The sequence below is a fragment of the Pseudoalteromonas sp. SG44-8 genome (genome assembly GCF_014164125.1).
In the GTDB taxonomy this organism is placed as follows: Bacteria; Pseudomonadota; Gammaproteobacteria; order Enterobacterales; family Alteromonadaceae; genus Pseudoalteromonas; species Pseudoalteromonas rhizosphaerae.
Genome location: NZ_JACJEQ010000016.1, coordinates 60,672 through 78,047, shown reverse-complemented (window position 1 = coordinate 78,047; position 17,376 = coordinate 60,672). Strand labels below are relative to the sequence as shown.

The 17,376-nt window shown below is 40.6% G+C and carries 19 protein-coding genes; 14 read left to right on the top strand and 5 right to left on the bottom strand.

The window, feature by feature from the left end; all coding sequences use genetic code 11:
• Positions 1-58: 58 nt before the first annotated feature.
• Genes H5163_RS13615 through H5163_RS13605 form a run of 3 tightly spaced genes read left to right on the top strand, consistent with a single transcriptional unit; the run spans position 59 to position 3,041 of the window.
• Positions 59-2,521 carry a YdbH domain-containing protein gene (locus H5163_RS13615; protein WP_182735371.1) on the top strand — a complete coding sequence of 821 codons (2,463 nt, stop codon included), beginning with the start codon at positions 59-61 and terminating at the stop codon, positions 2,519-2,521.
• Positions 2,514-2,696: a YnbE family lipoprotein gene (locus H5163_RS13610; RefSeq protein ID WP_145235041.1), complete on the top strand. Its 183-nt coding sequence runs from the start codon at positions 2,514-2,516 to the stop codon at positions 2,694-2,696. Before H5163_RS13615 ends, H5163_RS13610 begins: the two co-directional genes overlap by 8 nt.
• Positions 2,697-2,705: 9 nt before the next feature.
• A complete protein-coding gene (locus tag H5163_RS13605) occupies positions 2,706-3,041 on the top strand; it encodes a YdbL family protein (RefSeq protein ID WP_145235043.1) in 336 nt (111 codons plus the stop codon).
• Positions 3,042-3,068: 27 nt separating this feature from the next.
• Here the strand turns inward: H5163_RS13605 and H5163_RS13600 are convergent, their stop codons facing one another.
• Positions 3,069-3,632: a DUF1415 domain-containing protein gene (locus H5163_RS13600; protein WP_182735370.1), complete on the bottom strand. Its 564-nt coding sequence runs from the start codon at positions 3,630-3,632 to the stop codon at positions 3,069-3,071.
• Entirely contained in the window at positions 3,625-4,923 is a 1,299-nt protein-coding gene (waaA, locus tag H5163_RS13595) for a lipid IV(A) 3-deoxy-D-manno-octulosonic acid transferase (RefSeq protein WP_182735369.1), read from the bottom strand. The genes H5163_RS13600 and waaA overlap by 8 nt, the downstream gene beginning before the upstream one ends.
• Positions 4,924-5,076: 153 nt before the next feature.
• Here waaA and H5163_RS13590 point away from each other — a divergent pair, with 153 nt between their 5' ends.
• From H5163_RS13590 to hldE, 3 genes are read left to right on the top strand one after another with little or no spacing between them, the layout of a single operon-like run.
• The gene (locus tag H5163_RS13590) at positions 5,077-6,567 is read left to right on the top strand and encodes a capsule assembly Wzi family protein (RefSeq protein WP_182735368.1); all 1,491 of its coding nucleotides are present in this window, start codon (positions 5,077-5,079) and stop codon (positions 6,565-6,567) included.
• A 33-nt stretch (positions 6,568-6,600) separates the two neighbouring features.
• Positions 6,601-7,191 carry an SIS domain-containing protein gene (locus H5163_RS13585; protein ID WP_145235052.1) on the top strand — a complete coding sequence of 197 codons (591 nt, stop codon included), beginning with the start codon at positions 6,601-6,603 and terminating at the stop codon, positions 7,189-7,191.
• Positions 7,191-8,630 carry a bifunctional D-glycero-beta-D-manno-heptose-7-phosphate kinase/D-glycero-beta-D-manno-heptose 1-phosphate adenylyltransferase HldE gene (gene hldE, locus H5163_RS13580; protein WP_182735367.1) on the top strand — a complete coding sequence of 480 codons (1,440 nt, stop codon included), beginning with the start codon at positions 7,191-7,193 and terminating at the stop codon, positions 8,628-8,630. Before H5163_RS13585 ends, hldE begins: the two co-directional genes overlap by 1 nt.
• Positions 8,631-8,633: 3 nt before the next feature.
• On the opposite strand, the gene H5163_RS13575 is transcribed toward hldE, so the two are convergent.
• Positions 8,634-9,356 carry a 3-deoxy-D-manno-octulosonic acid kinase gene (locus tag H5163_RS13575; RefSeq protein WP_145235056.1) on the bottom strand — a complete coding sequence of 241 codons (723 nt, stop codon included), beginning with the start codon at positions 9,354-9,356 and terminating at the stop codon, positions 8,634-8,636.
• A gap of 128 nt (positions 9,357-9,484) precedes the next feature.
• On the opposite strand from H5163_RS13575, the gene H5163_RS13570 reads away from it, so the two are divergent.
• The 6 genes from H5163_RS13570 to glpG all read left to right on the top strand — a co-directional run bounded on the left by H5163_RS13570 (position 9,485) and on the right by glpG (position 14,727).
• Complete coding sequence (locus H5163_RS13570) at positions 9,485-10,543, top strand: glycosyltransferase family 9 protein (protein ID WP_182718392.1); 1,059 nt, start codon at positions 9,485-9,487, stop codon at positions 10,541-10,543.
• Entirely contained in the window at positions 10,540-11,094 is a 555-nt protein-coding gene (gene gmhB, locus H5163_RS13565; RefSeq protein WP_182735366.1) for a D-glycero-beta-D-manno-heptose 1,7-bisphosphate 7-phosphatase, read from the top strand. Before H5163_RS13570 ends, gmhB begins: the two co-directional genes overlap by 4 nt.
• A 154-nt stretch (positions 11,095-11,248) precedes the next feature.
• Entirely contained in the window at positions 11,249-12,445 is a 1,197-nt protein-coding gene (locus tag H5163_RS13560; protein ID WP_182735365.1) for a glycine C-acetyltransferase, read from the top strand.
• Positions 12,446-12,499: 54 nt separating this feature from the next.
• Positions 12,500-13,525: an L-threonine 3-dehydrogenase gene (tdh, locus tag H5163_RS13555; RefSeq protein ID WP_182718390.1), complete on the top strand. Its 1,026-nt coding sequence runs from the start codon at positions 12,500-12,502 to the stop codon at positions 13,523-13,525.
• Positions 13,526-13,591: 66 nt separating this feature from the next.
• The gene (gene glpE, locus H5163_RS13550; protein WP_145235068.1) at positions 13,592-13,909 is read left to right on the top strand and encodes a thiosulfate sulfurtransferase GlpE; all 318 of its coding nucleotides are present in this window, start codon (positions 13,592-13,594) and stop codon (positions 13,907-13,909) included.
• Positions 13,906-14,727 (top strand): rhomboid family intramembrane serine protease GlpG, encoded by an 822-nt coding sequence (gene glpG, locus H5163_RS13545; protein ID WP_182731773.1) that lies wholly within the window; start codon positions 13,906-13,908, stop codon positions 14,725-14,727. Before glpE ends, glpG begins: the two co-directional genes overlap by 4 nt.
• Before the next feature lie 21 nt (positions 14,728-14,748).
• Here glpG and H5163_RS13540 read toward each other — a convergent pair whose 3' ends face one another.
• The gene (locus H5163_RS13540) at positions 14,749-15,156 is read right to left on the bottom strand and encodes a flagellar basal body-associated protein FliL (protein WP_145235070.1); all 408 of its coding nucleotides are present in this window, start codon (positions 15,154-15,156) and stop codon (positions 14,749-14,751) included.
• Positions 15,157-15,310: 154 nt separating this feature from the next.
• Between H5163_RS13540 and H5163_RS13535 the strand changes: the two genes are divergently transcribed.
• Positions 15,311-15,856, top strand: coding sequence for a chorismate lyase (locus H5163_RS13535; RefSeq protein ID WP_145235072.1), 546 nt, complete (start codon positions 15,311-15,313; stop codon positions 15,854-15,856).
• Positions 15,853-16,731, top strand: coding sequence for a 4-hydroxybenzoate octaprenyltransferase (gene ubiA, locus H5163_RS13530; protein ID WP_182735364.1), 879 nt, complete (start codon positions 15,853-15,855; stop codon positions 16,729-16,731). The genes H5163_RS13535 and ubiA overlap by 4 nt, the downstream gene beginning before the upstream one ends.
• A gap of 2 nt (positions 16,732-16,733) precedes the next feature.
• Here the strand turns inward: ubiA and H5163_RS13525 are convergent, their stop codons facing one another.
• Positions 16,734-17,354: a 2OG-Fe(II) oxygenase gene (locus H5163_RS13525; RefSeq protein ID WP_182735363.1), complete on the bottom strand. Its 621-nt coding sequence runs from the start codon at positions 17,352-17,354 to the stop codon at positions 16,734-16,736.
• Positions 17,355-17,376 lie beyond the last annotated feature (22 nt).

The window sequence follows — 17,376 nt, the reverse complement described above, 5'->3', positions numbered from 1 at the left end:
GTCAAAGGTCAAAGGTCAAAGGTCAAAGGTCAAAGGTCAAAGGTATTTTAAGGATAATATGTTTAAGCGTGTAGGTTGGGGGTTATTAATTCTAGTGCTAAGTGTACTTTCACTTGGCTATATTTTTCGCATGCCGATCACCTTGCATTTTGTTGCTCCTTCACTGCATCAAGCTGGAGTTGAACTGCATTGTTTGGATTGGTCGTTAACAACCAATCTGGATCTCCATGTACAGCGAGCATGTATTGGCTATCAAGGGCAGTTGCTTGAATTAGCTGATATTACGGCCAATACTCAAAACATCACGGTTAACCGTGCAAATTTAATACTGGTAAACCACGATTCTTCGACTGAGCCTAGTGTGGCTAAAAAGCTTGCTTTGGCGCTACCGCAAGCTCGCCCGTTGTTACACCTAAAACGTTTAGTGATCACTCAGTCTCAATTAAAAAAGCCACTTATTATCAGCATAAATGAGCCGATGTTAAATGAGTTTGTTGTTACTGGTGATGTAAAAGCTGAGGTTGACGTTAAAAATACCAAGCTGGCAGGAAATATTGAGCTTGATGAGCGACTACTTTCTACAGTTAAGGCCGCGACTGTAAACTCGATTGCAGGACTTAATTTAACTAGCCAACATAGGTTCGTTTTTGATGGTATTGCACTCGATATAGACACTCAGCTAGGTGCTGATTTCACTTACGCCATTAATACCTGCTCGATGACAATTAAAAGTAGTGGCAAAGTCAGTAGTCACTATAACTTAAATTCAAAAACATTAACCCTAGATGCTCAGCAATTAGCAACAACACTCAATGGCAAAAATGAGTGTTTACAAAGTTTGGGTGGTGTTATCGATGATGATGCACAGCAGCAATTTGTTACTCGGCAAATACCGTTAAATTGGCGATTAGTTTTACCTAGTAAGATCATTGTGCAAGACACTCAATTGACATTAGATCAGCTAACATTGCAGGCAGGATCACAACTGCTAATGAATGTTAAACAGTTAGCGGTTGATATAAAGAATCCTTTAGAAACCCTATTGGCACAATTCGCGTTGTCGTTTTCGAGTGATGATATTGCATTATTAGATATAGCCGCGAGTGTTGTTAGCAGTGATATTGATGGTAACTATCAGTTAAAAGTGGCTACGCTGCCTGATTTTATCGATGTTGATGCGCAGCATATTAGTGCACAAGGGCATTTTTCAATAAATAGCATATTGGCTGCACAGCCTGCTCTCGAATTGTCAGCACAATTAGCGCTGGGGCAATTAAAAGTGCATGATATTGGCATTGATAATTACCAAGCAACTTTTAAGGCGAAGCTACAAAGTAATCAATACTTAACCGCTAGCTTATCGAGTCAGATTGATACTGTTAATATGAGGAGTATTAAACTATCTCAGCTGACGAATCAGCTAACTGCTGCAGGAAGTTTGTCAGCAGGGGAATTGTTTTTTGATTTAACCAGTGAAACAAAGTTAGCCAAGCTACAAACCGAAGAGTTACGACTTAACGACATTCGCATAAGCTCAACAGGTTTACAAAGTCGTGCCTTGCAAGCATCTCATCATATATATGTAGAAGGGATAGAGCTTGTAGCAATGCATAATATAACAAGCACAGCTCATCCATTTGAGGTGATAATTTCAGAGCAGTTAGTTACTAAGCTTAACCCACTGCTTCATCAATTTGTGCCGCTTGCAACCTTAACAGATGGTAAAGTCAGTGGCCGTATTGCTGGTGATATTAATCTGCAACAGGCCGATCTCTCTTTACAGGTAGTCGGTGTAAGTGGTTTATACACAGATTACCTTGCTAAGCATTTTAATACTCAATTTATAGGTCGTTATGATTCAGGGCAGCTTAATGTTGTGCCTTCTACATTTGAACTAAATGAATTACGAGCTGGTGCTGTGGTGAAGCAGCTAACAGGGTTTTGGCAAGTGCGGGCAAATGAACTTGCTGTTACGGAGCTTACAGGGAAGGTTATGGGAGGGCATTTTTTGCTGGATAAATATCGCCTTACAGAAGAGCCGCAACAAGCATTAGTTACATTTGACAATATAGATGCTAGCAAGGTCATTACCCTTGATGCTAAATCGGGTATTAGCTTAACTGGAAATGTAGCTGGACACTTGCCTGTTTATTTCACAAAAGCGGGTATTGAGGTTAAAGGTGGGCAGCTTGTTAATCAAGGTGCTGCTAAATTACTTATCACTGATAATGCAGCTTTTAATTCGGTAAAGGCTCAACAACAAGAGTTAGGGCCTATACTTGGCTTGCTTGAAAATTTAGATATTCAGCGTATTAAAAGTAGTGTTAACTTAAAACCTGACGGCTGGATGACCTTAGGCGTTAATTTGCAAGGGTATAATCAACAGCAAGCACAGCAAGTTAATTTTAACTATAATCATGAAGAAAACGTGTTCACACTATTACGAGCACTGCGCTTAAGTGATGAAATTACGCAAAAAGTTGAACAAGAGTATTCAACAAAAGGAAGTAATAATGACTAAATGGTTAGTAATATTGACCGCATTGGGATTACTCAGTGCATGTACGCATCGTGTTGAGGTGGCCGCCAAGGAGCCTATAACAATTAACTTAAATGTTAAGGTCGATCATGAAATCCGCGTAAAAGTTGATAAAGAACTCGACAGTTTATTTAGTGATGACAGCGAATTATTTTAAGGAGCAAGTATGAATATAGTAAAAAATAAAAAACTAAGCATTGTCACTTTATTAAGTGCGGTGTGTTTGTCGTTTTCGGCTTGGGCCATTTCGTTAGATGATGCAAAAAATCAAGGGCTAGTAGGTGAGGATAGCTCGGGCTATTTAGGGCTTGTGGTGCAAAATGCAGAGGCAAAAGCGGTGGTTGATGAAATTAATGCAAAACGTAAAGCACAATATTTAAAGCTCGCTAAAAAGAACAACTTGTCGCTTTCTCAAGTAGAAGCGCTGGCAGCTGCTAAAACGATTGAGAAAACCCAATCGGGTCACTTTGTTGAAGTGAACGGAGAATGGGTTAAAAAGTAACATTCCTTTTTGCTAAAAGCTGAGTGACTAAGCGCTCGGCTTTTTGCATCCAGCAAGTAATTGTTGCCAAAAGTCGATGCCTTTTCGGCGAGCTAAATTGATGTTGTGATCTGGAATTGATTCAGGTTCATTATAATCATCAAGTGCTGAACTCATACTAGCCTCACGAATTAGATGTAAGGTAGGAAAAGGCGCGCGGTTAGTGTAATTTGCTGCATCATTGTCATCACTATCGGCAAACACATAGTCAGGATGAAAGTTGGCTATTTGATATTTACCTTCAAAGCCTTGGGCAACTAATAGCGCATTGGCTAAATCCACTAAATCTAAAAATTCCTCAAAGTCAGTAAAGCCTTGTTCAAACATCAATAATGTAGTCTCTCGAGTCGGTTGTTGATCAAGTTCAATACATTGTTCGATCATCTCCATCACAGCATCATCAATGCTGGTTGCTTGGCTAGTTTGATAATGAATGCAATTATTTTCAACTTCTTTACGGGCAAAGGGGCAAAAGTTATATTTAACAATGACATTAGCTACCCATAAGCGGGTTTGTTGTTCTGGTAAGGTTAGTTTTTTTTGTTCAGTCATTGTGTGGCTCTAAAAATTTATTAATGATGGTGATCGTTTTCGCGATGGCGCCTTGGTTGTTAGCAACACATTGTGCTGCCTGTAGACCTAGCTGCTGGCAAAACGCTGGTTGCTGATGAAGCTCGTATAGTTGCTCCGCTAACATCTTTGTATCGCTTACTTGTATACACCCACCTGATGCAATCAGTTCAGGGTAAACATGGTTGAAATTATAGGTATGCGGGCCTGTTAAAACACCGACAGAAAATGCCGCTGACTCGAGAGGGTTATGCCCGCCACGTGCAATTAAACTGCCGCCAATATAATTGATGTTGGCCATACCATATAAACATTGCAATTCACCTAAAGTATCAGCAAGGAGTACTTGTTCGCTTTGATAGTTATTTTTACTGCGACGGCTAAAGCTCAATGGTGAATCTTCAAGTAATGTTGCGACCTTATCAAATTGTTCTGGGTGGCGCGGCGCAATAACTAGCAGTGCATCTGGAATCTGTTTTAGCAGCTGCTGATGAGCAGCTAATACTAGCTCATGCTCACTAGGGTGCGTGGAACCGGCAACCCAGATAAAACGCTGATTATTGTATTGGCTTTTTAGGGTATCGACTTTGTCTAACTGCTCGCTAGTTGGCTTTATATCAAATTTAATTGAGCCAGTAATATGCACTTTTTGCTCATTGAGGCCAAGCTCAATAAAGCGTTTAGCGTCTTCATGATTATGACTAGCTAAAGCGGTAATTGATTGCATTATAACCTTAGTTAATGGCGCTACTTTTTGATAACCCTGTTGTGATTTTGCTGAAAGCCGCGCATTGAGTACCAGTACAGGAATATTCTGTTGTTTGCACTGCGCCATAAGATTAGGCCAAAGTTCGGTTTCTAAAATACACATTAACGTGGGTTTAACACGCTTTAAAAAGCGCGCTGTAGCACAAGGGTAATCAATAGGTAAATAGGCGCACTGTACCGAGTCTTTAAAATTATTATGTATTTGTTCACGGCCTGTAGGGGTGTTACAGGTTATCATAAATGAGTTACTTGGCTGCTGGTATTGTAGCTCTTTAAGCAAAGGTGTTGCAGCAAGTACTTCACCAACTGAAGCGCAATGGATCACAATTAGATCATCTTTTAATACTGTGCTTTCTTGTGAGGTGTTTTTTACTGTAATGAAGCCAAATCGTTCCGCAAAGTGCGCGCGATAACCTGCGTTCTTTTTACCTCTAAGTATATATAAATAAAAGGTTATGAGAGGACTTAGCAAATAAAGAATCAGTGAATAAAAAAAGCGTGCCATTTTTCAGCCTCGAATTATAAACACTAATGATAACGCGGATACACTTTAAGCAAAATGCGAAATTGTTAAAAAGCGTTAGAATAGAGAGTTTTGGGTGTTTAGTTACGGCTAATTTGGTAATATTTGCGTCCCTTAATGAAAAATATAGTCGTTATGAAATTCAAATTGATAAAAGCCGTGGTATTAACCAGTTTTATGAGTTGCGCATTGCCTTCACTTGCAACACCAACTGCTTACTTACCAATTGGCATCGATGCACAGCTTGATCATCAACTCGATACGTTATTTGCATTGACGTCAGGCACACCGATGACAAAGCCTTATCGCCTAAAGGAAGTTGAAGCGGCACTTACTAAATTGCAAAATGCACAGCCAAGTTTAGTCGCGGAAATACGTGCTAAAATTAAGCCTTATCAAGGCAGCGATAATATTACTCGAGTAGGTGTTAAGGTGCGTGCTGATGGCAGCAATGCAACCAAACTTGCCAATCAACGTGGTGTGAGCTCTGATGAATGGGGGCAAGTGTTCTTTGAGGGTATTTGGCGTCCTAATGACTATACCTTGATGCAAGTGGGAGTCGATTATCGCGCGAAGCAAAATAAATTCGTTAATTATAACAGTTTTGTCAGCTTTGCCGGTGATGACCTGCAGTTAAATATTGGTTATAAAGAGCATTGGTTTTCGCCGTTTAAGCAGTCAGCTCAGATTATCTCTACTAATGCGCGTACCTCGCCATCTATTTCATTAGGGATGGTGGCACCAGCCCATAACTGGTGGAACTTTGATTTTGAGCTTTATTACTCCGAGCTTGAACATGTTGAAAAAGGCATATTATATCAAAATGAATTGCATGATGGCACGCCTCGCTTAGCTGGCACACATATTAGTTTAGAGCCTGTAGATGGGTGGAAAATTGGCATTAATCGTATGATGCAATTTGGTGGTGGGCCTCGCGATGTTGGCTTTCGCGATGTAGTTGACGCCTTTTTTGATCCTGCCGGCAATGATAATGCAGGTATGGTTGAAGGAGGGCGTGATAATGAGCTGGGTGATCAATATGTCACGATTACCAGTAGTATTAATTTTGATTGGGGTATGCCCACCGAGTTTTATTTTGAATACGGTGGCGAAGATACTAAAAATCATAAAAATTACCAATTTGGCAACACGGTTGCAAATGTAGGCTTATTCTTACCGCAATTAACAAAAGAATTGTCGTTGAGATATGAATATACCAATATGCATAGTTTATGGTACGTAAATCAAGTTTACCCAACGTATGGCAATACCAAAGACGGATTTAGTACCGGTCACTTTGCAGCTGATCAGCGGTATTTAAACGAGCATGCCGAAGGGCCTTTAAATGTATATGCTGATGCGCCACCGACTCAAGTTCATTCCGTTGAGCTTGTTTATAATGAAAATTTTAGTTCTATGTGGCGTGCAAAAGTAACCAGCATTGAAAATAAAAGTAACTATTTAAATGAGTTTGGTCAAACTACGGCAGATTACGAAAAAGCCATTGAATTACAAATCAGTAATAACCGAAAGTGGCATGAATATAATATTGAAACAACTTTAACTTACGGCGAAGATGTCTTTGGTGATAACTATACGTGGTTGTCAGTGGCACTTTTTTGGTAGTAGCTAGTCAGACTAATTTTGAGAGGATTACCCATGTCTAATATTGATTCTGTAGCGAGCAGCTACCTTGAAAGTTTAACCCGTCACCAAGTATTGTTTGAAACGATGGAAACATACCACCCTCAAGTAATGCAATTGCTTGAAGTTTGCCACAGTACTTTGCAAGCTGGTGGAAAAGTAGTTTGGTTTGGTAATGGTGGCAGCGCAGCAGATGCTCAGCATTTAGCTGCAGAGTTTGTCGTACGCTACAAATTAGAACGTGGCCCATTAGCATCTATGGCGCTAACAACCGACACTTCCATCTTAACTGCGCATAGTAATGACTATCACTTTGACACAGTTTTTGAGCGTCAGGTTCTTGCGTTATGTAAACCTGAGGATTTAGTGATTGGTTTAACTACCTCTGGTACTAGCGCTAATATTAATTTAGCGCTAGCTGCTGCTAATGAAATAGGTGCTTATACAGTTGCATTTACAGGCCGCGATGGCGGTAAAGTAAAAGATATCGCTAAATTATCCATTATTATTAAAGATGACGAAACCGCACGTATTCAAGAAGCGCATATGTTTATTGGTCATTGGTTATGTGAAGCCATTGATATGGTTGTAGCGGGGCAGAGTTAATGGATTTAGCGTTATTAAAAAAACTGTCTAACGCTAAAATATTAGTGGTTGGGGATGTGATGCTTGACCGTTATTGGCATGGTGATTCAGGGCGCATATCGCCAGAAGCACCTGTGCCTATAGTTAAAGTAAGTAAATTTGAAGATAAAGCCGGTGGCGCCGCAAACGTGGCAAAAAATATTGCCCGTTTAGATGGTAAAGTTGGCTTGTTGGGTTTAATTGGTGAAGATGAAAGCGGCCAAATATTAGAGCGAATTCTTGCTGATGAACGTATAGATTCACAATTAGTCAGTGTTTGTGATTTGCCAACTATTTCAAAAATGCGTGTGATTAGCCGTCATCAACAAGTCGTTAGACTTGACTTAGAAGAGATGTTTACTGAGCAACACAGTCAACTACTTTTAAACCGTCTGGAATTAGTATTAGATGAGTACGACTTTGTCTTGTTCTCAGATTATAACAAAGGCTCATTAAGCTTGATCCAGCAAATGATAAAACTTGCTAAAGGTGCTGGAAAAACAGTTCTAATTGATCCTAAATCCTCAGACTTAAACTTATATCGCGGTGCTGATTTTATTACTCCTAACTTGAATGAATTCAAGCTTGCCGGTGGTAAAACAGATTCGGAACAGCATTTAGCAGACAGTGCTCGAGCACTGATCAGCGATGCAGGGATCGCGGCCATGCTATTGACTCGCTCAGAGCAAGGTATGTCACTTATTAGTGCCGATGAAAAACACGATTTTGCAGCGCAACAGCTTGAAGTCAGTGATGTTACTGGCGCTGGTGATACTGTTATTGCAACTCTGGCGGTGATGTTAGGTGCAGGAATGCAGCCTAAAGATGCTGTGGAAATTGCTAACCTTGCGGCTGGAATTGCAGTGAGTAAATTAGGGGCAGCTACGGTATCGCCTGAAGAGTTAAGTCGTAAGTTAGGTCAATACTTACAAAAAACCGGCGAGCATTATCAAACCCCATTTGATGATGTGCTTCAGCATATTGAGTTTGCAAAGCAAAATGGTGAAACTATCGTGTTCACCAATGGTTGTTTTGACATTTTACATGCGGGGCATGTGCGTTACTTAGCACAAGCCAAAGCACGTGGAGATCGTCTAGTCGTCGGTTTAAATAATGATGAATCAATAACGCGTTTAAAAGGTCCTGAGCGCCCTATTAACCCGCTTGATGAGCGTGCTATGGTGCTGAGCGCTTTGGCATCAGTTGATTGGGTAATTCCATTTGGTGCAGTTGAAGAAAACGATACACCCGCTAAATTAATTGAGCTGATCAGTCCTGATATCTTAGTAAAGGGTGGAGATTACACTGTTGAACAAATTGCAGGCGCTGATCATGTACTTCGCCATGGCGGAAAAGTTGAAGTACTTGAGTTTTTAAATGGCTGCTCTACGTCAAAAGTGATCAGTAAAATAAAGGCTTAACGGCTATATTTTAAGAGTGGACTGGTATGCTGTGTGTAACTGCTGCCAGTCTGTAGTTTGCCAATGCATTACTTTATTTCGGCCTTGCTCTTTATGAAACGAACGAGCAAGGCGGGTCATATTAGCTTGTTGCCAATTACTGGCGGGGAGTTTTAGTTCACCGCGGTCAAAGTCAATAATGTATATCTCGCCCGTTTCATCAAATAGAATGTTGTTAATATTCAAATCAGCGTGATACACCCCATGATTATGAAAATCCGCAATCGTGTGTGCTACTTTAATTAACTCTTGTGCGCTAAAGGGACGTTGTTTTAATATATCAAGCACACTTTGTGCGCCTGCAACAGCTTGAGTAATTATATCGCCACGGTAAATTAAGCCAGCTTGCGATATTTTAGCTGCAATCGGCTTTGGTACATTTAGACCTAATTCGCACAGTTTCATCATTAATGAAAACTCTTGGTAAACACGGGTTTTTTCCAGTCCAAAAAACACATATTGATCACTTAGCACTTTACCCACTAAACCGCCACGCCAATAATGCCTGAGCACTGCTGTTAGCCCGTTATGGCAGAAAAACCATGCAGTTGCGCGACCTTTTTTGGCGCCGACAATTTTTCCTTGCTGCTGCCAATATTCATTATCAAACCAATTTAAGCTAATTTCGGCACTATGCTCAGGATGGCTTAAAATAATGTGTTCATTGATGGTTTGCTGGTTAAACATGGCGTACTTATTTTATTGCAGGTGATAGTGCTATCTTAACCTGTTTTAAAGCCGAGCATAAGTGCTTGCAATAGTGGGTGGTTAATTTAAGATCATGATAATTATCCAGCATAAAGCAAAGGACACCTGTGACTGACTCAACCACCTATTCAGATATTTGTATTTTAAGACTCTCAGCAATTGGTGATGTTTGCCATGGCGTATCTGCAGTGCAGGCAATTCAAAAAGCGCACCCCAATGCAAAAGTTACCTGGGTGGTCGGCAAAATTGAAGCCATGTTACTAGCTGATTTACCCGGTGTTGAGCTGGTGGTGTTTGATAAAAAACAAGGCAAAGCAGCCTATCAGCAATTAAAACAACAATTTAAAGGGCGTAAGTTTGATGTGTTGCTGCATATGCAAGTGGCACTTCGAGCTAACTTAGTGGCGCGTTGTATTCCTGCAAAAGTTAAAATTGGTTTTGATTGGGCGCGCTCAAAAGAATTGCATAGCTTGTTTATTAACCAGCGCATTGCACCACAGCAGCAGGCTCATGTGTTAGAAGGCTTTAAAGGCTTTGCGCAGGCGATAGGTGTACCTGATTATCAACCAAACTGGCAAATGCCAGTCAGCGAACATGATCAAAGTAATGCTGATGAATTACTTGGTACGGAGCGATTAGAGGGGCGAATTTTTGTGATTTCTCCAGCTGCCAGTAAAAAAGAACGCAATTGGCTGGCTGAACGCTATGCTAAGCTTGCAGAACATGCCTACAAGCAAGGGTTTCATGTGGTGATCACGGGTGGCCCGACAGAGCTTGAAGTGACGCTCAGTGATGACATTATTGCAGCCACTACAACGCCAATCCTTAATTTAGTGGGTAAAACCAAACTCAAAGAGTTGCTTTGCGTACTTAAACGAGCTGCATTGGTATTAGCACCTGATACAGGCCCTGCTCATATGGCCGTCACCGTAGGCACTCCCGTTATTGGTTTATATGCCCACTCAAACCCGAAACGCACTGGACCCTATTTATATCAAAATTACGTGGTTGAGGTATATCACCAAAACTTACTCAAGCAAACTGGTAAAACCGCTGAGCGATTACCTTGGGGTACGCGGGTTAAAGGCAGTGATCTAATGAGCCAAATAAGTGTTGATGAAGTAGCTTTGATGTTTGACCTTGTGGTTGAGAAAGAGCAATTATGAGCAATATCAATAAAGCCTTATTTTTAGACCGTGATGGCGTGGTTAATATCGATCATGGTTATGTTTATGAGTCGGATAAATTTGAATTTGTGCCAGGCGTATTTACTGCATGTAAGGCGTTTGCTGATGCAGGCTATAAACTGATCATAGTGACTAATCAATCTGGTATTGGCCGTGGTTACTATTCAGAGGCGGATTTTCACGCTTTAACACAGTGGATGATAGCCCAATTTGCTGCGCATCAAGTAAAGGTGACGGATGTTTACTTTTGCCCACACCACCCGAAAAAAGCATTACCCGAATACCTCAAAGAGTGTGATTGTCGTAAACCAGCTCCGGGCATGTTACTGCAAGGTATCGCTGATCATCATATCAATCCAGCTTGCAGCATTATGGTTGGAGACAAACTAAGCGACATGCAAGCGGCAAGTAAAGCGGTTATTGGCACTCGGGTGCTTGTACGATCCGGGCAGGAGTTTGATGCGGTAGCCATCGACTCGGCAGATCATGTTTGTGATTCGTTAGCAGACTTACCCTCAATACTGCTATAGCCCAATGTAAACTGGCAGCATAAGTTGTCAGTTCCTTATTTCTGCGATGAACTACAAACAGTGCATTTGTTTGACTAAACTTTTACAATAGCCACAAAGATGAGCCGTGTTAACTTAAGTACGCTCACCCCGTTCAATAATTTGGAGATTACAGATGAGAGCATCTGCGTTTTTTACTCAGCTTCAGCAGCAAATTGAAGATGTAAAAGCCGAAGGCTTATATAAAAATGAGCGTATTATTACTTCGCAGCAGCAAGCACAAATTCAAGTTGCTTCTGGTGATAAAGTTATTAACTTCTGTGCAAATAATTACTTAGGTTTAGCGAATAGCCCTGAGCTGATTCAGGCTGCACAAAACGGCTTAAATGACCATGGCTTTGGTGTTGCGTCAGTACGCTTTATTTGTGGTACACAAGACATTCATAAAACATTAGAGAAGAAGATCAGTGAATTTTTAGAAACTGAAGACACGATTTTATATTCATCATGTTTTGATGCCAATACCGGTTTATTTGAAACAATTTTAGGCGCTGATGATGCGATTATCTCTGATTCGTTAAATCATGCTTCTATCATTGATGGCGTTCGTTTATGTAAAGCAAAGCGCTTCCGTTATGCAAATAATGATATGGCAGATCTTGAAAAGCAATTGATTGCTGCCGATGAAGCGGGTGCAAAAACAAAATTAATCGCCACCGATGGTGTGTTCTCAATGGATGGGGTTATTTGTAATCTTGAAGCGGTCTGTGACCTTGCTGATAAATACAATGCACTTGTTATGGTTGATGACTCTCATGCCGTTGGCTTTGTCGGTGAAAACGGCAAAGGCACACCTGAGTACTGCAACGTGCTAGACCGTGTTGATATTATTACCGGCACTTTAGGTAAGGCGCTTGGCGGTGCATCGGGTGGTTATACATCAGGTAAAAAAGAAATAGTTGAATGGTTACGCCAGCGCTCTCGCCCATATTTATTCTCAAACTCATTAGCGCCTTCAATCGTTACAGCATCAATCAAAGTATTAGAAATGCTCGAAAATGGCAGTGAATTGCGTGCTAAGTTATGGTCAAACGCTAAATACTTCCGTGAGCAAATGGAAGCGGCTGGATTTACCTGTGCGGGTAAAGATCACGCGATTATTCCTGTAATGTTAGGTGATGCTAAAGTTGCGTCGGCAATGGCTGATAAGTTATTAGCAGAAGGCATTTACGTCACTGGTTTTTCATTCCCAGTGGTGCCAAAAAGCCAAGCGCGTATTCGTACACAAATTTCTGCTGCGCACAGCATTGAGCAATTAGATACCGCAATTGACGCCTTTACCCGTATTGGTAAAGAAATGGGCATTATCTAATTAATTTATTTTAAACCGTTGCCTTCGCAGCGGTTTTTTTATTGAGTGTGATTCATGAAAGCATTATCTAAATTAAAAGCAGAACCAGGTATTTGGATGACGGATGCGCCAAAACCTGAAGTTGGGCATAACGATTTATTAATCAAAATTCGTAAAACCGCTATTTGTGGTACTGACGTACATATTTATAAGTGGGATGAGTGGGCGCAAAACACCATTCCTACGCCTATGGTAGTAGGTCATGAATATGTCGGTGAAGTGGTTGATATGGGTCAAGAAGTTCGCGGTTTTAGTGTTGGTGACCGAGTATCGGGCGAAGGGCATATTACCTGTGGCCATTGTCGTAACTGTCGCGCTGGGCGTGTTCATTTATGCCGTAACACCACTGGTGTAGGTGTTAACCGCGAGGGGGCTTTTGCCGAGTATTTAGTGATCCCAGCGTTTAATGCATTTAAAATTCCAGACAATATCAGTGATGAGTTAGCTTCTATTTTTGACCCATTCGGTAATGCAGTACACACAGCACTGTCATTCGATTTAGTGGGTGAAGATGTCTTGATCACAGGTGCAGGCCCAATTGGTATTATGGCTGCTGCAGTTGCAAAACATGTTGGCGCACGTCATGTAGTGATCACCGATGTCAATGAATACCGATTAGACCTTGCGCGTAAAATGGGCGCAACGCGTGCAGTTAATGTGGCTAATGAAAAGCTTGAAGATATTATTAAAGAGCTTGGTATGACAGAAGGCTTTGATATTGGTCTAGAAATGTCAGGCGTACCGGTTGCATTTAATAGCATGTTAAATAACATGAATCACGGTGGTAAAATTGCCATGCTAGGTATTCCACCATCTGATATGGCGGTTGATTGGAACCAAGTGATTTTTAAAGGCTTAGTGATCAAAGGGATTTATGGCCGTGAAATGTTTGAGACCTGGTACAAAATGGCCAGTCTTATTCAGTCAGGGCTCGATCTAAACCCAATCATCACTCATCAATATTCAATAGATGACTTCCAAGCTGGCTTTGATATGATGATTTCAGGCCAATCGGGGAAAGTAATTCTTAACTGGGATTAATTATCCACTTGTTAAGAGAATTAAAGGCGGCATTTGTCGCCTTTTTTGTAATTATAAGAGAGTACTATGGCATTTAAGCATATTTCAATTACCGAAACTCAAGCACTACTTAATAAAGATGATGTCGTGATTGCTGATATTCGCGATCCTAATTCGTATCAAGCAGGGCATATTCCGGGTTCAGAGCATTTATCAAATGCCAATATTGGCGAATTTATGATGAACAAAGAGTTTGATCAGCCAATTATTATTGTTTGTTATCATGGTATGAGCTCACAAGGCGCAGCCAGCTACTTAGCTGAGCAAGGCTTTGAGGATGTATACAGTATGGATGGTGGTTTTACCCAGTGGGAAACCCAATTGCCGGAGCAAGTGGAACGATGATCGAACTGGGTAGTATAAATAATCCACGTGCAGCACAAGGCTTTATTGATTATATAAAAAGCCAAGGCTTACAGGGCGAGCTTCGATCGCAAGATGGAAAAACGGTAATTATTTGTGTTGCCCCAGAGCATTTCCATCAAGCTCAGCCATTATGGCAAGCGTTTGTAGAAAACCCCAACCATGCCCGTTATCAAGAGGCATCTTGGCAAGTAGGAAGTACGCAGTCACCGTTGAGCTATCAAGGCCAAGAATTAAATTTAAAAGCACGCTTTAAATCATTGAGCTGGTTAAACCAAACGGTCACTTTATTATGTGTAGGTATTTACATTGCCTTCTTACTCGGTGGCTTTGAGTCAATTTATAGCGTATTACAGTTTAAACCCGATCAACCATTAACTTGGCTTACACCTGCAATTGTGCATTTTACTGCTGTGCACTTAGTGTTTAATATTATGTGGTGGATCATGCTAGGCGATGGTATTGAAAAGCTCAGTGGTAAAAGTACTTTAGTAGGTCTTTTTTTAGTGACCGCGCTATTTAGTAATTGGGCTGAGTTTATTATGGTTGGCCCTAACTTTGGCGGCTTAAGTGGCGTTGTTTATGGTTTACTTGGGTTTTGTTGGATCCATCGGGCATTGAACCCGCAACAACCGGCTTTAGTAACTAATGGTATTATTGGTTTTATGCTGATTTGGCTGGTACTAGGCTTTGCTGACATGTTGTTTGTAAGTATGGCTAACTGGGCGCACTTAGGTGGGCTATTAAGCGGTATGGCTTACGCGTTTACCGCTCAATTGTTTACTAAAAAAACAGCTTAAGATACTCAGTTATATAAGTACTTAGTGATATAAATATTTAGTAAATAATACTTCGCGAATGATCTCTTGCCCTGTTTCTTGTTTTAACAGGGTTTTGAGTTTTTCGGCACAACGCTTTCTGATCTCTTCACGGCCGGTGAGTGATTTAATTTTTTCTTCAGGCTCTTTTGATAAAATTTCTACCAATGCATCTCTAAGTAACGGGGTGTGATGCTCAACAATAGCAATGTTTGACATATCACTGAGCATTAAATCTACAGTAATACGCACATAACCTAACTTTTTATTACTCTGACCAATATAGTTGGTAATGATATCGGGTTCGAAACCAAAGTAGCCCACAGTTGATTCAGCTTTGCTTGCAAAGCTGCTAAACAAGCTAATAAAGAAAGTGCTAATTAATATGCCAGCGTAAAGCGTTTTTTTCATATTCAGTAGAGAGCCCTGTAATTAATTGTTATTAGTCTATACGTAATAATGGCTAAGATACAGGCTGATGCAGCTATTATATTCATTAATCATCACTTTTTCCCCGACGCGGGCAGTGGTATCATTTAAAGGGTTATTATTAAATAGAGTTATCGTGATCACATTTCCTGTTTCTGTAACTGCGGATTGGCAGTTAGGTACATCAATCAATTCTTTGTCTTGTAACGAGCAAGACTGGCTACTTGAGCCCAACTCACTGACGGCTAAATTAAAAACACAGTGTGTTGAATTCTCTGTAAAAGTGCTTAGTGAGAAAGAGTTTGAATTGAGTATTTCACAACAACAATTATTAGATTGTTCACAACGTATTGGTATTAATCGTGAGGTTTTGTTGCTTTGTGATGGCATCCCTATGGTATACGCACAAAGCTGGCTGCCTGCCACCGATGATATGCAACAACAGCAATTATTGGCACTGGGTAATCGGCCTTTAGGTGATGTTATTTTTCAACATCCGGACTTAAAACGTACCGAAATTGAAATAGCGCGTTTTGATTGTCAGCACCCAGTACAGCAACTTGTTAGCCAATACTCTGTAGTTGTAAAACCCTTGTGGGGGCGTCGCAGTATTTTTTCGTTGGCGCAAAGCCGTTTTTTAGTAGCTGAAATATTTTTACCAGAGGCTTATCTATATCTATGAAATTTGCCGCCTTGCACATTGCTCATATACCGTATTATAAGCAGTTAATGCGCACCGATAAGCCTATCGGTACTTTATTGCTATTGTGGCCTACATATTGGGCATTGTGGCTTGCAAGTGATGGTATGCCAAGCCTACTTAATTTTGTGGTATTTAGCTTTGGTGTATTTGTTATGCGCAGCGCAGGTTGTGTTATTAATGATTACGCAGATCGTAAAATTGACGGCGCGGTAAAACGCACAGCACAAAGACCCTTAGCTTCTGGCTTGGTGAGTAGTGGCGAAGCATTAAGCTTATTTTTGTTGCTTATCATAATTGCTTTCATACAGGTGTTGTTACTCAGTTGGCAAACCATATTATTGTCAGTCGGGGCATTGCTATTGGCATTTAGCTACCCATTTATGAAACGTTACACTAATTTACCGCAAATAGTGCTAGGTGCAGCTTTTGGTTGGGCTATTCCGATGGCTTTTATGGCTGCAACAGGTACTATCCCAGTGCTTGGCTGGTTGTTATTTATCGCTAATATTGCGTGGACTACGGCATACGATACTATGTATGCCATGGTAGACAGAGATGATGATTTGAAAATTGGCGTAAAGTCTACAGCAATATTGTTTGGTAGTGCCGATCGAATCATTATTTTTGCGCTAAATGGTGTATTTATAGGTTTGTTGGCTTTAATTGGTTATACGAGTCAATTAGCAATGCCGTATTGGCTTGGTCTATGTGTGGCATGTGGCTTTTTGGTTTACCAACAATTTCTAATTCATAGTCGTAATAGAGAGCATTGTTTTAAAGCTTTTTTAAATAACCATTATGTCGGTATGGTCGTTTTTATTGGCTTAGTGGCGTCCTTGCCATTTAATCTATAGTGTTAGCGAGGTGGATCAATGACGCCACTGATTGAAGTGTTTTTCCTAAACCAACCCGCAACTGAATAGCGATTATCAATTGTCGGCAGTACTTCATGCATAAAGCGTTCGCTTTCAAACATCACGAACGTACCAGCTTTAGGCTGAATAGTGATTTCAACGTCTTTACTTTTAGGTTTGTAAATCACTAACTCACCACCAGATTGCACTGTATTTAAGTAAAATACAGTAGTAAATACACGGTTCGATCGCCCTTTAAATGCGTCGTAATGCTTTTTATAAAAGTCGCCATGCTGGTATTTCGCATAGTGACACTCATAATCAAATAAACCCAAAAAGAAATAACGATTCAAGTTTACTCTAATATCTTCTAGCGCATTTTGATAATCAATTTGAGCTTGGCTACTACCATCAAACCAAAAGGTCTTGTCGGTGCGTATACTCTTGTCTATTTGTAAATCCTGCTGACGGCCAATTCCTGCTGATTTAAAATTGGGGTTGATACGATAACAATCTTCTATCAACGCGTTAGTCAGTGTTTCATCAAACATATTTTCGATCACGGCGTAGCCATGAGTTTCTATGTCAGTTAAATAACGTCCAGGGATCAGGTTAAGGCTCATTAATTGTACTATATAGCAGGGA

Excerpts from the sequence above, each read along its gene's own strand:
- H5163_RS13615 (WP_182735371.1), top strand. The coding sequence starts at position 59 with ATGTTTAAGCGTGTAGGTTGGGGGTTATTAATTCTAGTGCTAAGTGTA.
- H5163_RS13610 (WP_145235041.1), top strand. The coding sequence starts at position 2,514 with ATGACTAAATGGTTAGTAATATTGACCGCATTGGGATTACTCAGTGCA.
- H5163_RS13605 (WP_145235043.1), top strand. The coding sequence starts at position 2,706 with ATGAATATAGTAAAAAATAAAAAACTAAGCATTGTCACTTTATTAAGT.
- H5163_RS13600 (WP_182735370.1), bottom strand. The coding sequence starts at position 3,632 with ATGACTGAACAAAAAAAACTAACCTTACCAGAACAACAAACCCGCTTA.
- waaA (WP_182735369.1), bottom strand. The coding sequence starts at position 4,923 with ATGGCACGCTTTTTTTATTCACTGATTCTTTATTTGCTAAGTCCTCTC.
- H5163_RS13590 (WP_182735368.1), top strand. The coding sequence starts at position 5,077 with ATGAAATTCAAATTGATAAAAGCCGTGGTATTAACCAGTTTTATGAGT.
- H5163_RS13585 (WP_145235052.1), top strand. The coding sequence starts at position 6,601 with ATGTCTAATATTGATTCTGTAGCGAGCAGCTACCTTGAAAGTTTAACC.
- hldE (WP_182735367.1), top strand. The coding sequence starts at position 7,191 with ATGGATTTAGCGTTATTAAAAAAACTGTCTAACGCTAAAATATTAGTG.
- H5163_RS13575 (WP_145235056.1), bottom strand. The coding sequence starts at position 9,356 with ATGTTTAACCAGCAAACCATCAATGAACACATTATTTTAAGCCATCCT.
- gmhB (WP_182735366.1), top strand. The coding sequence starts at position 10,540 with ATGAGCAATATCAATAAAGCCTTATTTTTAGACCGTGATGGCGTGGTT.
- H5163_RS13560 (WP_182735365.1), top strand. The coding sequence starts at position 11,249 with ATGAGAGCATCTGCGTTTTTTACTCAGCTTCAGCAGCAAATTGAAGAT.
- tdh (WP_182718390.1), top strand. The coding sequence starts at position 12,500 with ATGAAAGCATTATCTAAATTAAAAGCAGAACCAGGTATTTGGATGACG.
- glpE (WP_145235068.1), top strand. The coding sequence starts at position 13,592 with ATGGCATTTAAGCATATTTCAATTACCGAAACTCAAGCACTACTTAAT.
- glpG (WP_182731773.1), top strand. The coding sequence starts at position 13,906 with ATGATCGAACTGGGTAGTATAAATAATCCACGTGCAGCACAAGGCTTT.
- H5163_RS13540 (WP_145235070.1), bottom strand. The coding sequence starts at position 15,156 with ATGAAAAAAACGCTTTACGCTGGCATATTAATTAGCACTTTCTTTATT.
- ubiA (WP_182735364.1), top strand. The coding sequence starts at position 15,853 with ATGAAATTTGCCGCCTTGCACATTGCTCATATACCGTATTATAAGCAG.
- H5163_RS13525 (WP_182735363.1), bottom strand. The coding sequence starts at position 17,354 with ATGAGCCTTAACCTGATCCCTGGACGTTATTTAACTGACATAGAAACT.